Annotated in this window: 14 protein-coding genes and 2 pseudogenes; 15 read left to right on the forward strand and 1 reads right to left on the reverse strand. The window is 34.4% G+C overall.

Features of this window, described 5'->3' with window-relative positions; all coding sequences use genetic code 11:
• The first annotated feature begins 146 nt into the window (after window positions 1–146).
• From ribE to gorA, 13 genes and pseudogenes are all read left to right on the forward strand, one after another.
• Window positions 147–617 (forward strand): 6,7-dimethyl-8-ribityllumazine synthase, encoded by a 471-nt coding sequence (gene ribE, locus J3U56_RS00915; RefSeq protein WP_416380236.1) that lies wholly within the window; start codon window positions 147–149, stop codon window positions 615–617.
• A 4-nt stretch (window positions 618–621) separates the two neighbouring features.
• Complete coding sequence (gene nusB / locus J3U56_RS00920) at window positions 622–1,041, forward strand: transcription antitermination factor NusB (RefSeq protein ID WP_267333679.1); 420 nt, start codon at window positions 622–624, stop codon at window positions 1,039–1,041.
• A 20-nt stretch (window positions 1,042–1,061) separates the two neighbouring features.
• The gene (locus J3U56_RS00925; protein ID WP_267366365.1) at window positions 1,062–2,132 is read left to right on the forward strand and encodes a TrmH family RNA methyltransferase; all 1,071 of its coding nucleotides are present in this window, start codon (window positions 1,062–1,064) and stop codon (window positions 2,130–2,132) included.
• A 148-nt stretch (window positions 2,133–2,280) separates the two neighbouring features.
• On the forward strand, window positions 2,281–3,216 hold the full coding sequence (gene nadR / locus J3U56_RS00930; RefSeq protein ID WP_267343607.1) for a multifunctional transcriptional regulator/nicotinamide-nucleotide adenylyltransferase/ribosylnicotinamide kinase NadR: 936 nt from the start codon (window positions 2,281–2,283) through the stop codon (window positions 3,214–3,216).
• Window positions 3,217–3,278: 62 nt separating this feature from the next.
• Entirely contained in the window at window positions 3,279–4,055 is a 777-nt protein-coding gene (gene ubiE / locus J3U56_RS00935; RefSeq protein ID WP_065634779.1) for a bifunctional demethylmenaquinone methyltransferase/2-methoxy-6-polyprenyl-1,4-benzoquinol methylase UbiE, read from the forward strand.
• Window positions 4,056–4,075: 20 nt separating this feature from the next.
• Window positions 4,076–5,584 (forward strand): annotated as a pseudogene (gene ubiB, locus J3U56_RS00940) (ubiquinone biosynthesis regulatory protein kinase UbiB); the annotation flags it as partial.
• Between the two features lie 102 nt (window positions 5,585–5,686).
• Entirely contained in the window at window positions 5,687–5,902 is a 216-nt protein-coding gene (gene tatA / locus J3U56_RS00945) for a twin-arginine translocase TatA/TatE family subunit (protein ID WP_416379585.1), read from the forward strand.
• A gap of 3 nt (window positions 5,903–5,905) precedes the next feature.
• Window positions 5,906–6,199, forward strand: a pseudogene (gene tatB, locus J3U56_RS00950) (Sec-independent protein translocase protein TatB); the annotation flags it as partial.
• Window positions 6,200–6,243: 44 nt separating this feature from the next.
• Window positions 6,244–7,014 (forward strand): twin-arginine translocase subunit TatC, encoded by a 771-nt coding sequence (tatC, locus tag J3U56_RS00955; RefSeq protein ID WP_267333674.1) that lies wholly within the window; start codon window positions 6,244–6,246, stop codon window positions 7,012–7,014.
• A 46-nt stretch (window positions 7,015–7,060) separates the two neighbouring features.
• Window positions 7,061–8,485 (forward strand): bifunctional D-glycero-beta-D-manno-heptose-7-phosphate kinase/D-glycero-beta-D-manno-heptose 1-phosphate adenylyltransferase HldE, encoded by a 1,425-nt coding sequence (gene hldE / locus J3U56_RS00960; RefSeq protein WP_267333673.1) that lies wholly within the window; start codon window positions 7,061–7,063, stop codon window positions 8,483–8,485.
• Between the two features lie 115 nt (window positions 8,486–8,600).
• Entirely contained in the window at window positions 8,601–9,092 is a 492-nt protein-coding gene (locus J3U56_RS00965; protein ID WP_267366371.1) for a hypothetical protein, read from the forward strand.
• Window positions 9,082–9,567 carry a hypothetical protein gene (locus J3U56_RS00970; protein WP_267333671.1) on the forward strand — a complete coding sequence of 162 codons (486 nt, stop codon included), beginning with the start codon at window positions 9,082–9,084 and terminating at the stop codon, window positions 9,565–9,567. The genes J3U56_RS00965 and J3U56_RS00970 overlap by 11 nt, the downstream gene beginning before the upstream one ends.
• Before the next feature lie 252 nt (window positions 9,568–9,819).
• Entirely contained in the window at window positions 9,820–11,172 is a 1,353-nt protein-coding gene (gorA, locus tag J3U56_RS00975; protein ID WP_267333670.1) for a glutathione-disulfide reductase, read from the forward strand.
• A gap of 73 nt (window positions 11,173–11,245) precedes the next feature.
• Here gorA and J3U56_RS00980 read toward each other — a convergent pair whose 3' ends face one another.
• Entirely contained in the window at window positions 11,246–12,595 is a 1,350-nt protein-coding gene (locus J3U56_RS00980; protein WP_267366373.1) for an MFS transporter, read from the reverse strand.
• 201 nt (window positions 12,596–12,796) lie between these two features.
• Between J3U56_RS00980 and J3U56_RS00985 the strand changes: the two genes are divergently transcribed.
• Window positions 12,797–13,417 (forward strand): DNA-3-methyladenine glycosylase I, encoded by a 621-nt coding sequence (locus tag J3U56_RS00985; protein ID WP_267363940.1) that lies wholly within the window; start codon window positions 12,797–12,799, stop codon window positions 13,415–13,417.
• Window positions 13,411–14,007 (forward strand): YdcF family protein, encoded by a 597-nt coding sequence (locus tag J3U56_RS00990; RefSeq protein ID WP_267366375.1) that lies wholly within the window; start codon window positions 13,411–13,413, stop codon window positions 14,005–14,007. Before J3U56_RS00985 ends, J3U56_RS00990 begins: the two co-directional genes overlap by 7 nt.
• Window positions 14,008–14,146: the final 139 nt, after the last annotated feature.

The raw sequence follows: 14,146 nt of genomic DNA on the forward strand, positions 1-14,146 counted from the left end.
TTTCCAATAAATTGTTAATCAAAACGAGGTTGTAGCGTTATTTGCTGATAGGATAAGCCTTCAAATCATGATATAATCAGCAAATATTTTCACCTACAATTAATCAAAGTGAAATTGCATTTATAATCGAACGATAAGGAATCACTATGCAAACAGTTAAAGGTAAAGTTGCTGCACCAAAAGCGAAAGTCGCTATAATTGTGGCACGTTTTAATCATTTTATTAATGAAAGTTTAGTAAACGGTGCTGTTGACGCGTTAACGCGTATTGGTCAAGTTGATGAAAAAAATATTACGGTTATTTGGGTACCGGGCGCCTATGAAATTCCGCTTACTACAAAAGTTGCTGCACAATCTAAAAAATATGATGCTATTGTGGCTTTGGGGACAGTAATTAGAGGAAGCACTGCACATTTTGATTTTGTTGCAGGCGAATCAAGCTCTGGCCTATTAAGTGCTAGTTTAGAATTTTCAATTCCAGTCGGTTTTGGCATTTTAACGACTGAAAGCATAGAACAAGCCGTTGAACGTGCTGGCACTAAAGCAGGTAATAAAGGTGCTGAAGCTGCATTAACTGCACTGGAAATGCTTAACGTTATCAAAACAATTAAGGAGTAATTTAGTGGCATTAGTTAATCCTCGTCGTCGAGCAAGAGAATGCGCCGTTCAAGCAATTTACTCTTGGCAAATATCTAGAAATGATCTTGCTGATGTTGAGACAAGTTTTATGACTGAACAAGATATGAAAGGTGTTGATACGAAATATTTTCGAGAGTTACTTCATGGTGTTGCTAAAAACACTACAGAGTTAGATGAAAAAATGGCACCTTATCTTACTGAGCGAACAGTAGATGAGCTTGGTCAAGTTGAGTTAGCCGTATTAAGAATTGCGCTTTATGAATTAACCAAACGTCACGATGTACCTTATAAGGTTGTTATTAATGAAGCTATCGATTTAACTAAAACTTTCGGAGCAGAAGATAGCCATAAATTTGTCAATGGTGTTTTAGATAAAATTGCGCCAACCATTCGTACACGATAACCAATTATTTTGAGATAAATATGAACGATAATACTGAAAAAAATAAACCAGCTATTTTTTACGCTACAACTAATGACCCTAAAAAGCATTCTCGAACTAATAAAGACAAAATTAGTGGGCATAAAGATAATCGCAAAGATAATTCTTTTCAGTTTAACGCTAAAAGAAGAGATAAGCGTAATAATGATCGAATTGAAACGTTCAAACCTAAAGCAGCTAAAACAGGTTTTGTCAAACAAAGTATTATTGTTGAAGTAAATAAATCTACGTACGATTTACAAGATGAAAACGAATCCCCTTGGCGCAAAAAAGTACGGGATAATGATCAAAGCCCTACATTTGGTTATGATGGCTACCGCCAACGTAAAGAAGAAACTTTAGTTTATAGTGAAAACAGTTGTAAATCGGTTTTTAAGCACCGCCGCGCGGCAATTGTAAAATTGTTCATTACGCAAGAAATGACTTATCAATTTAGGGATTTAATTAATTGGTTAGTTAAACAACGTTTAGGCTACGATATTGTTTCAAATGAGCAAATTGCCAAAATAACTCAAACTTCGCATCATGGTGGCGTTTGTTTGATCGTTAAAAAACGCGTTGCTATCACTATGTTTGACTATTTAGACAAATATCATGATAAACAGCAAGATTGTATTTTAGCGATTGATGATGTAAATAATCCCCATAATTTGGGTGGATTAATTCGTAGCGCTGCATTTTATAAAGTAAATGCTGTAATGCTACGACAAACTAATTTACTCGATAGTGGCGCAGCTATGCGGGTGGCAGAAGGTGGAATTGAAGCAGTTGAATCAATAAAAAGTGATGATTTTATTGTTTCACTTGATCAATTCAAACAGCATGGTTATCAAATTATTGTCTTATTACCTTGTCAGGTAAAATCAATTGCCTCAACAGAATTAGCAAAAGTTGAGTTTCATAAAAAAACGGTATTAGTCATATTCCAACAAATTAATATAAAATTAGTACAATGTGCTGATGTTGTGGTTCATTTGAAGGGGAATGATAACATGCCTTCACTTAATATCTCTGTTGCAACAGGTATTACTTTATCCTCAATGCAATATTAAAATATTTGATGTTATTGTTGACTATTTACTATGTTGAATAGTCAAAGTAAAAAAATGCTACAAAAACATTAAAATAGCATCAATTCATTAGACAATGTTAATATTTTCTGTACATTGTTAGCAGGATTTCAATGCGTTGGTAATAGTCATGGTATCTAAACATAAAGTTGGTTTGATTTTCGGTAAATTTTATCCTTTACATTGTGGTCATATCTATCTAATTGAAAAAGCGATGACACAAGTTGATGAACTCCATATCATGTTAGGCTGTGAGGCAAATCGTGATAAACAACTTTTTGCAAGCAGTCGCCTACCTAAACAACCACAAGTGTGTGATCGTTTTTCATGGTTACAAGAAACGTTTAAAGATCGCCATAATATTCATGTCCATATTTTAGACGAATCTAACATTGAATATTATCCAAATGGTTGGCAAGATTGGAGTGATCGGGTAAAACAGATTTTAACTGATCATAAAATAGAACCTACAGTGGTTTTTACCAGTGAACCACAAGATATTAAAAATCATGAATTATATTTTCATTGTCCAGCCGTGTTAGTCGATGCTAATCGCGATTTTATTAACATTAGTGCGACTCAAATTCGTGAAAATCCATATCAAAATTGGTCTTTTATTGCCAAAGCTGCAAAACCTTTTTTTGTCAAAAAAATAGCAATTATCGGACAGGGAAAATTCAATGAGCTCCCTTTACAATTAGCTAATATCTATAACACACAATATGTATCAAATGGGTATATTAATTACATTGAACGTGAAATATCAACCCCTTATAATCAGCGTTATTTGAGTGAAACTGATTATATCCGTATTGCAATGTTACATGTGGAGCGGTTATCAAAAGCGATCGAAACAAGTAATAAGGTGCTTTTTACTTCAATCGATTTCGAAACACTGTCCCAATACTATACGCAAATCTTTCAAAAAGAACATGAGGTTTTAAAAGGTTTGAAAGAAAGCTATCATTTTGATTTAGTTATTCATCAACAAGATCTTGATTCGTCCAACACGATGTTACAAAATTTTGAAGCTATTTCTAAAATGGTTGAGTCATTATTGATTTAGTTCATCACATTTACAGTGGCTTATGCTAAAATAAGTCAACTCGATGTGATAGGTAAATTTTTATGTCTCAATCCCCTGATAAACAAGATAATAAAGAACAAGAAAAAATTGATTTTGGTTATACACAAGTTTTAAAGCAAGAAAAAGTCAAACGAGTTGCAGAAGTATTTCATTCCGTTGCTGATAAATACGATGTAATGAATGATCTTATGTCATTTGGTATTCATCGTATCTGGAAGAAGGTTACCATTGAATATAGTAGCGTACGTAAGGGCCAAAAAGTATTGGATTTAGCAGGTGGGACAGGTGATCTAACAGCCAAATTTTCTCAACTCGTGGGGGATGATGGGCTAGTTGTATTGGCTGATATTAATGAATCCATGCTGAAAGTTGGTCGAGACAAGTTACGCGACAAAGGTTTATTCAAAAATATAGAATATGTACAAGCGAATGCAGAAGAACTGCCTTTTGCTGATAACTATTTTGATTGTATTACCATATCGTTTGGACTGCGTAATGTGACTGATAAACAAAAAGCATTGTGTTCGATGTGGCGGGTATTAAAACCAGGCGGTCGTTTACTTATTCTTGAGTTTTCTAAACCTCAATACAAAATTCTAAATAAAGCTTACGATTTGTATTCTTTCACGATGCTACCATTAATGGGTAAAGTTGTGGCAAACGATGCCGATAGTTATCGTTATCTAGCTGAATCTATTCGTATGCATCCTGACCAAAAAACATTAAAGAAAATGATGGAAGATGCCGGTTTTGTAGACGTTAAATATCACAATATGACAGGCGGCATTGTGGCTTTGCATACTGGTTTTAAATTTTAAGGCGACATGCGACAACGATTATGACATTTTTTCGACTTTATAAAATATTGGCAGTATTTCGTGCATATCGATTAGATGAATTATTGCCAAAACACCATTCAGTAAGATGGCCTAAATTTTTGTCAAAGTGTTTATTTTGGATCCGCCCCAAAGCAAAACACCAAGAAATAGGGGAAAGGCTACGTCAAGCTTTGCAAGAGTTAGGTCCAGTTTGGATTAAATTTGGACAGATGATTTCAACTAGGCGTGATGTATTACCTATACATATTGCAGATGCGCTGGCTAAATTACAAGATCAAGTCGACCCTTTTGATGGGAAAATTGCTAAACAACTAATTGAAAGCGCATTAGAACAACCTCTAGATTACTATTTTTCTAATTTTGATGAAAAACCGCTAGCATCCGCATCTATTGCTCAAGTGCATACAGCGATATTAAAGCGCAGCCAAGCTGAGATAATAATAAAAGTATTACGTCCAAATATTCTACCGGTAATTCGCTCCGATATTGACCTAATGTATTGGGCCGCTAATCAGTTGACTAAACGCGTTAAATCGGGTGAAAAATTACGCGCTTTAGAGATTGTACGCGATTACGAAAGTACCTTATTAAAAGAGTTAGATTTACAGCAAGAAGCTTATAATACAGCTAGATTACGTGATAATTTCATCAATAGTGATATTTTGTATATACCGTATGTCTACCAAGATCTATGTCGAAAAAACATATTAGTTGAAGAGCGAATTAGAGGTGTTCCAATAGCCGATATTGAACAACTCAAGCATAAAAAAGTTAATATGAAATTACTGGCTGAACGAGGTGTTCAAGCATTTTTTACCCAAGTGTTTCGTGATAATTTTTTTCATGCAGATATGCATCCCGGTAATATCTTTGTGGATATTACTGATGCACAAAATCCAAGATACATCGGCATTGATTGTGCTATTGTCGGCGTACTAAGTGAAGATGATCAACGTTATCTTGCTGAAAATTTTCTTGCTTTTTTTAATCGGGATTATCGAAAAATTGCTGAAACTTATATTGCTTCGGGTTGGGTGCCTGAAACAACTGACGCAACTGCTCTTGAAATGGCAATGCGTAATGTTTGCGAGCCTGCTTTTGCTAAACCATTGTCAGCGATCTCTTTTTCACAAATTTTACTACAATTATTTCAAGTAGCCCGTCAATTTAATATGGATATACAACCTCAATTAACTTTACTTGAAAAAACGTTATTTTACATAGAAGGATTAGGACGTCAGCTCTACCCCGAGCTTGATTTATGGCAAACCGCTAAACCATTTTTAGAAAAATGGTATGAAGATAAGTATAGCGCTAAAAAAATATTACAACAATTTTGGACAGCATTACCGCAATGGCGCTCAATTTTGCCTGACTTACCTGTAAAATTAAATGATAATGCGCGCATGACAAAGCAGTTGAACCAACAATTAATGCAAATCCAGCAACAGATAAAACAGAGTAAAAAGCGCGAATCTTATCTTTTGGGGTTCACGGTTGTTATCAGCCTATTATGTATAATGGCGCTGATCATTCATTAGCATGTTATTTTAAAATCGTATAAATTAAGTGTATAATTTGTTTACCTAAGCTTGTTGGAGAAAGTTATCATGATGCCAAGTTTACCCCAACTATTAATATTGATTGCTGTTGTTGTATTATTATTTGGAACTAAAAAATTACGTTCATTAGGATCGGATCTTGGTGCGTCTATCAAAGGCTTTAAAAAAGCGATGAATGACGATGATGACAAAAAAGATCGTAATGATTCACAACAAGTTGAAAATCTTGATTCTTCCGATAATAATACTAACAAAAAAGAGTAGCCTGTGTTTGATATTAGCTTTGGGCAATTACTATTAGTAATGATTCTTGGGCTGGTTGTATTAGGTCCCGAGCGCTTGCCTGTGGCAATTAAAACCGTTGCTAGCTGGATCCAAGTACTTCGTCGCATGTCAGCGACTGTACAATTAGAGTTAAATAAAGAACTTAAATTACAAGAGTTACAAGACAGTTTAAAAAAAGCTGAACAAAGTGGCTTAAAAACGCTCACTCCCGAGATTCAAGCTTCAATTGACGATTTAAAACGCGTTACCGAATCATTACAAAAAGAAATTGATTCAGCCGCTCACATTGATACTCAAACTCATTCTGATAAAGATAAATCATGACAGAAGACGCTACACAACCGTTAATTGGACATCTAATCGAGCTTCGGACTCGACTTTTACGCTGTATTATCTGTATTTTACTGGTATTAATTTGTTTACTCTATTTCTCAAATGATATCTATCATATTGTAGCTAATCCTTTAATTAGCCAATTACCGCAAGGCAGCAGTATGATTGCGACCGATATCGCAGCTCCTTTTTTTACCCCAATTAAACTCACCGCTATAGTCGCTATTTTTATTTCGATTCCCTATGTACTTTACCAAGTTTGGGGATTTATTGCTCCAGCCCTCTATCAGCATGAAAAACGTTTGGTTATGCCACTGATCGTATCAAGTACTGTACTTTTTTATATGGGGATCGCTTTTGCTTATTTTGTGGTGTTTCCATTAGCATTTTACTTTTTTATTCACACTGCACCAGTTGATGTTGCAATTAATACTGATATTACGAAGTATCTTGATTTTGTCATGACACTTTTTATCGTATTTGGTTTTGCTTTTGAAGTGCCTGTAGCTATTATATTGCTCTGTTGGACAGGTGTTACCACTCCAAAAAATTTAAGAAAAAAACGCCCATATATTATTGTTGGTGTATTTGCTGTCGCTATGTTTGTGACCCCACCTGATGTATTTTCACAAATTCTTTTAGCGATTCCTATCTGTTTATTGTTTGAAATTGGTACTTTTTTTGCGAGGTTTTATCGCCCAAGAACCGCAGATATTAAAGACAATGAAGATGATAGCGAATCAAATAAAACTGAATAAGTCGTTATATAAAATATAAATGATAAGTAAAGGATAATTATTGATAATGAAAACTTCATTACCTGATTTTAGTCAAGCCAATGTACTAGTTGTTGGTGATATCATGTTAGATCGCTATTGGTATGGTGGAACCAATCGTATATCGCCTGAAGCGCCTGTACCTGTGGTTAAAATTGATGCATTAGAAGAGCGGCCAGGTGGCGCTGCCAATGTAGCAATGAATATCACTTCATTAAGTGGCAATGTTCGTTTAATTGGCTTAACAGGAATTGATGAAGCTGCTAAAATTCTCGATGAAGAATTAAGCAAACATCATGTTCATTGTGATTTTGTTGCTGTTTCTACTCATCCAACCATAACTAAATTAAGAGTACTTTCGCGTAATCAACAATTAATTCGAATCGATTTTGAAGAAGGATTTGATAAAGTTGATGCTAGCCCAATTTTAGAGCGTATACAAACTGCATTAACTACACATAAAGTATTAGTTTTATCTGATTATGCAAAAGGCGCGTTATCGTCCGTACAAAAGATGATTGATCTTGCTAATCAGGCTAATGTTCCTATTTTGGTTGATCCTAAAGGAACTGACTTTGAGCGTTACCGCGGCGCAACGTTACTGACGCCAAATATGTCAGAATTTGAAGCAGTGGTAGGGCAGTGTGATAGTGAGCAAGAAATTGTCGAAAAAGGGCTTGCACTTATCAAAAAATATCAACTTAAAGCATTACTTGTTACGCGTAGTGAAAAAGGCATGACACTATTACAGTTAGATAAACCAACTTATCATTTACCGACACAAGCTAAAGAAGTCTTTGACGTTACTGGCGCGGGTGATACTGTGATAGCCACATTAGCCGCGGCTTTAGCATCAGGTCAATCACTCGAAGATAGCTGTTATTTAGCCAATGCAGCAGCGGGTGTGGTTGTAGGCAAATTAGGTACTTCTACAGTATCACAAGTTGAGCTTGAAAATGCTATTCGTGCTCGAAAAGATAATGGTTTTGGTGTCATGACGGAAGATGAGCTAAAAGAAGAAGTTAAAAAAGCGAGACAACGCGGTGAAAAAATTGTCATGACCAATGGTTGCTTTGATATTTTGCATGCTGGTCATGTTTCTTATCTAGCCAATGCTCGAAAATTGGGAGATCGATTAATTGTCGCTGTAAATAGCGATGCATCGGTAAAACAATTGAAAGGTGAATCAAGACCGATTAACCCACTTATGCAACGTATGATTGTTTTAGGTGCGCTTGATTCAGTTGATTGGGTGGTACCATTTGAAGAACAAACACCACAACGACTGATCGCTAATATATTACCTGATGTATTAGTTAAAGGTGGTGATTATAAACCGGAAGACATCGCCGGTGGCAAAGAGGTGATTGATGCTGGCGGCATTGTCAAAGTACTTAATTTTGAAGATGGTTGTTCAACGACAAATATTATTAACAAGATTAAAAGTCGTTAAATATGGTTCTTAACAATAAATTTACAAAATTAATTGTTTTATTTTACATAATCGATGTTATTGGTTATTATATGAACATGTGACTAATAAATTTAATTATACAAGAATTTATTCAATGAAAAAGAATCTCATTATTTTAACTCTATTATCAACTTCTTTAATAGGGTGTGGCTTTTCAACTAAGGGACCATCAGTAGATATAAAACCTGTTCCAAATAATATTAATTTAAATAATGTTTGTGTTTATCGAAGTGTTAATACTCTTAGTTCATATGATAAAGCAGGTCAAATTATTGCTAATAAGCTTAATGAATTGAAAATAAGTAACAAACTTACCACTAAAGATAAATTAACAGAATGTTCTTATACTTTAAGCTATGATATTAGAAGAGCAATCGAAATACCAACTTATCTATCCATCATGTACGTTCAACTTGATGATAATGAAGGATATTCGGTAGGTTCCATAAAATATAGTCATATTGTTGAGGGAGGCTTTTTAACACTTAGCTCATCAAGTTTTACTAATACAGACAAAAAAATAAATGAGTTATTAGATAGGTTTCTCAATATTCAATCAGATAAAGGGGTAGCGAATGAAAAGTAAACTAATCTTTTTATCTATTTTATTTTTGATTTCAGGCTGTAGTGTTTCAACATCAGATTACAAGTATATTGGAAAAGAAAATGATCCGAATTTAGAATTTTCGGCTGATTTCGGTGGTGGAACCATTCCACCAGTGCACTTCAGTCTAAATATTGACAATCCTGAAGATAATAAATGTAACGATTTTAATGAAATAGGATATTATTATCCAGAAAGCAGTATTTTTATTTTGGCTAAAATAAATCCTGAATTAAGCGCGAAGGTACCTGCTAATAAGTTTGTTTCCATAGCAAGCAATTATGATGTTGCAAATAGTGAATATTGTTACGCTGAAACTAAACAATTTATGGCAGAAGAAGGAAAAAACTATAAAATTAATTTCAAGATAGAAGGTGGATACTGTAATCTGGAAATTCTTGATAAAAAAACATCTCAGCCAGTTAAAGTTAAAGTTAAAGATAAATGTAGCAAATAATCAAGTTAATTAGCGACTTGATATTCAATCAAAATTAAATGAAGCGAGATATAACTATCTCCTTCATTGTTATTCCACTAAATTCATTCATATTTTCAATTTTGCCGGTTTTAATTTTATTATAACGATTAACCAACGATTAATGATTAATCGTTAATAACTATCATTAAATTTTAAATTTAATACTTTTTTTATTATCTCGTTTGTGCAAAGCTATAGCTAAATTAAGACAACGAGTATTAAGGATATTGAATGACGAAACATTATGATTATATTGCCATCGGTGGTGGTAGTGGCGGTATTGCGTCAGTTAACAGAGCGGCGTCATACGGAAAAAAATGCGCAATTATTGAAGCAAAATTATTAGGTGGTACTTGCGTTAATGTTGGTTGTGTACCTAAAAAGGTGATGTGGTATGGTGCGCAAATTGCCGAAGCAATAAAACATTATGGTCCAGATTATGGATTTGATACAACGATAAATCAATTTAATTGGGACAAATTAATCTCAAGTCGAAGCGCTTATATTGATCGTATTCATCAATCTTATGATAACGTGCTACGTAAAAATAAGGTGGATGTGATTCAAGGATATGCTAAATTTATTGATTCACATACGGTTGAAGTAAATGGTGAATGTTATAGCGCGGATCATATTTTAATTGCAGTTGGTGGTAAACCAACTATACCTAACATTCCTGGTGCGCAGTATGGTATTACTTCTGATGGCTTTTTTGCATTGAAAGCATTACCAAAGCGTGTTGCAGTTGTGGGTGCGGGTTATATAGCTTGTGAAATTGCCAGTGTATTACATTCATTAGGCGCACAAACTCATCAATTTATTCGTAAAGCGACACCATTACGTTCTTTTGATCCACTTATTGTTGAGACATTAATGGAGGTTATTAAGACAGAAGGCCAAACTTTGCATACGTTTGCTATTCCTCAGTCTGTTACTAAAAATAGTGATAATTCATTAACATTAACGTTAGAAAATGGCGAAAGTTATACTGTTGATTGTGTGATTTGGGCAATTGGTCGAGAACCAGCAACCAACGATCTAAACTTATCCGCAGCAGGGGTAAAAACTAATGATAATGGCTTTGTTATGGTCGACAAATATCAAAATACCAATGTTCCTGGTATTTATTCTGTTGGCGATGATACAGGTGCTATCGCTCTAACACCTGTTGCCGTTGCAGCTGGACGCCGCTTATCTGAACGATTATTTAATAATAAAGTGGATGAACATTTAGACTATACTAATATTCCAACAGTTGTATTTACTCATCCAGCAATAGGTACGGTTGGTTTAACTGAACCTGAAGCCATTGCACAATTTGGTGAGCAAAATGTAAAAGTATATACCTCAACTTTTACTGCAATGTATACTGCGGTTACAACGCATCGCCAACCATGTCGAATGAAGTTAGTGTGTGTTGGTAAAGACGAAAAAATTGTCGGAATTCATGGTATGGGTTATGGTATGGACGAAATGCTGCAAGGTTTTGCTGTGGCGCTTAAAATGGGTGCAACCAAAAAAGATTTTGATAATACTGTTGCTATTCATCCAACTGCGGCAGAAGAGTTTGTAACAATGCGATAATACTATTCAAATTTTAAAGTGACAACTTAAAGAAAAAGCAGATCTATTTGATCTGCTTTTTTTACTAAAATGATTACTGATCCGCTTCGTTTTGCCAGCCATTTTTAGCTAGAGGATAAAAACCAACAGCTACTGCAATTAGCGCAACAAATGAGATGTAAATTCCCGCACCTAAATAACTATATTCACCTAATAAATGGTCAGGACTTAATAAATAAATGGTCAACGTTGGTGTGATGGCACTAAATAATGCATATGCCAAATTGTAGGAAAACGATAAACCCGAATAACGAATAGCTGGTGGAAATGTTCTGGTACCAATAATTGGCGTCATGGCAATTGAACCAATAAATAGTCCAAATATCGCCCAAAGGCAGTACAGTTTTGCTAACGACATATCAGCAGTCAGTGAACTATAGAAAATGATACTGGCAATCGCAAGTCCGCCCCAGGTTATTACGACTGTTTTACTTGTTCCTAATTTATCATCAAGCCAACCAGAAATAACACAGCCTATTGTTAGTGTCAAAGCCGCAATACAGCCACCAATGCGCCAATCAAGATTGGCAAAGTGGTACATTCCACCAACAATTCGTCCTGGCGTGATTAATATTCCAACCATAATTGCAGTTGATAATGACCATGTTAACAGTGCAACAATGATACAAGCTGTTTTATGTTTTTTTAATACAGTAACAACAGGGATATTTTTTTCAATAGCTTTCCTTGCAGCTAATTCTTTAAAAATTGGTGTTTCTGAAAGAAATCGACGTAAATAAACTGAGATCACACCAAAAATACCGCCAATAATAAATGGAATTCGCCAAGCATAATCTAAAATATTTTCTTTGGTAAAATAAAGATCGATAATGATAGTGACAATAAAGCCAAGCATAATTCCACCCGTAATGCCTGATGTTAATGTGCCGACACCTAAACCATAGCGCTGTTTTGGCACATGTTCGGCAATAAACACCCATGCACCTGGCATTTCACCACCAATAGCTGCGCCTTGCAGCATACGCATCACTAATAGCAATAATGGTGCAAAAATGCCTATCATTTCATAAGTAGGTAAAACACCAATGATAAATGTCGGTAATGCCATCATTGCGACACTTAAAGTGAACATTTTTTTACGTCCTACTTTATCGCCAAAGTGCGCCATAATAATGCCACCAACAGGCCTTACCAAATAACCAGCAGCGAAGATACCCCATGCGAAAAGATCTAACGTCAATGGCGATAAAGTGTGGGGTAAAAAGAGTGGTTTGACAATGGTATCAATATATAGCGCATAGATAACAAAGTCATAAAATTCTAACGTTCCCCCTAAAGAGGATAAAACTAATGTTTTTAAATCCTTACTGTTTAATGGCCGGGCATTGGGTTGCCACTGCGCATTGATTTCAGATTGACTCATGAAAAGACCTTATAATTATTGTTAAATTAAGATAGATAATAAAAAAATATACTTTTTTTGATTAAAACTAAATATAAAGCGCTCATTTTGCCACAAAAAAATGTGTTTTTTTTTATCATAAAAAAATTTAATGGATGTTATAAAACCGACTATTTGATTTATAATTTACTATAGCTAAATTATGTATAATGTTTTTTTTAAATGAATATTAAAAAAATTCATTTATTAGGTAATAACTTGATGAAAAATAATGAAATAACACGTTGTAGTTGGGTTTCAAATGATTCGTTGTATATTGACTATCATGATAATGAGTGGGGTATTGCACAATACGATAGTCTTAAATTATTTGAAAAAATTTGTTTGGAAGGTCAGCAAGCAGGCTTATCTTGGATTACCGTACTAAAAAAACGTGATGAATATCGTCGCTGTTTTTTTAATTTTGATCCTAAAAAGATTATTCAATTAACAGCGCAAGATATCGATAAATTACTTACAAATAAGGGATTAATTCGAAATAAATTAAAACTTAATAGTATTATAAAAAATGCTAAAGCTTATCTTGCAATGCAAAATAATGGTGAAGATTTTTCACAATTTATTTGGTCATTTGTGGGTGGCAAACCAATCATTAATCATTTCAACGATATAAGCGAAGTTCCTATTACTACTGATATATCAGATAAAATGTCTAAAGCGTTAAAAAAAAGAGGCTTTAGTTTTGTTGGTTCGACGATCTGTTACGCTTTTATGCAATCGATGGGATTGGTTAATGACCATTTTCAATACTGTTATAAAAAAGGGTGTGAATCTAAATGCTAAAATTTATTAAATATGGTGTATTGGTTGTTTTAACATATTTCATTATTTGTAATATTGTTATTTATCTTTATGCACTTAAAAAACCTGAGAGTCACGCTGATGTGTTGATTGTCTTAGGCGCTCAAGTAGTTGGTAACCCAGCAGAAGCATCACCCAGTTTACAAGTTCGCTTAGATTCGGCAGTAAATTATTTAAACGATAATACCGAAACTAAAGTCATCGTTTGTGGTGGTAAAGGTCAAGATGAGTCAGCTACAGAAGCCAGTGTGATGGCTCGTTATTTGCTCAATAAAGGCATTGATTTATCAAGAATCTATATTGAAGATAAATCACTACGTACAGTGGAACAAATACATAATGTACTTAATATTTTACCACCAAGTAAAACCGTAATTGCGACTAACGATTTTCATCTATTACGCTCTATAATGTTAGCTAAACGATTTGGTATCGAAGATGTATCTGGTTTATCAAGTCATTTAAGTTATGACAACGTTGATAGATATTTAGCATTGATCCGAGAACCACTGGCATTACTTAATTCATGGCTCTTCGATCATCCCAACGCTCCAAGACAGTCACAACCATAAAAAAATGGTCATGCTGCATACTCCCAAACTAATTAATTTATCAATAATTTGTTGATGACCGAACAATGATTTTGCTAGTTTGCTAACGGTAAACACTCGACAAATACTGTATTTGCAATGTGTACATGGTATGATGAAC

This window comes from Gilliamella sp. B2824, from assembly GCF_026536245.1.
Lineage (GTDB): Bacteria > Pseudomonadota > Gammaproteobacteria > Enterobacterales > Orbaceae > Gilliamella.

What these genes read in the sequence shown, in the direction of transcription:
- ribE (WP_416380236.1), top strand. Translation starts at nt 147, where the DNA reads ATGCAAACAGTTAAAGGTAAAGTTGCTGCACCAAAAGCGAAAGTCGCT.
- J3U56_RS00925 (WP_267366365.1), top strand. Translation starts at nt 1,062, where the DNA reads ATGAACGATAATACTGAAAAAAATAAACCAGCTATTTTTTACGCTACA.
- nadR (WP_267343607.1), top strand. Translation starts at nt 2,281, where the DNA reads ATGGTATCTAAACATAAAGTTGGTTTGATTTTCGGTAAATTTTATCCT.
- ubiE (WP_065634779.1), top strand. Translation starts at nt 3,279, where the DNA reads ATGTCTCAATCCCCTGATAAACAAGATAATAAAGAACAAGAAAAAATT.
- tatA (WP_416379585.1), top strand. Translation starts at nt 5,687, where the DNA reads ATGATGCCAAGTTTACCCCAACTATTAATATTGATTGCTGTTGTTGTA.
- tatC (WP_267333674.1), top strand. Translation starts at nt 6,244, where the DNA reads ATGACAGAAGACGCTACACAACCGTTAATTGGACATCTAATCGAGCTT.
- hldE (WP_267333673.1), top strand. Translation starts at nt 7,061, where the DNA reads ATGAAAACTTCATTACCTGATTTTAGTCAAGCCAATGTACTAGTTGTT.
- J3U56_RS00965 (WP_267366371.1), top strand. Translation starts at nt 8,601, where the DNA reads ATGAAAAAGAATCTCATTATTTTAACTCTATTATCAACTTCTTTAATA.
- J3U56_RS00970 (WP_267333671.1), top strand. Translation starts at nt 9,082, where the DNA reads ATGAAAAGTAAACTAATCTTTTTATCTATTTTATTTTTGATTTCAGGC.
- gorA (WP_267333670.1), top strand. Translation starts at nt 9,820, where the DNA reads ATGACGAAACATTATGATTATATTGCCATCGGTGGTGGTAGTGGCGGT.
- J3U56_RS00980 (WP_267366373.1), bottom strand. Translation starts at nt 12,595, where the DNA reads ATGAGTCAATCTGAAATCAATGCGCAGTGGCAACCCAATGCCCGGCCA.
- J3U56_RS00985 (WP_267363940.1), top strand. Translation starts at nt 12,797, where the DNA reads ATGAATATTAAAAAAATTCATTTATTAGGTAATAACTTGATGAAAAAT.
- J3U56_RS00990 (WP_267366375.1), top strand. Translation starts at nt 13,411, where the DNA reads ATGCTAAAATTTATTAAATATGGTGTATTGGTTGTTTTAACATATTTC.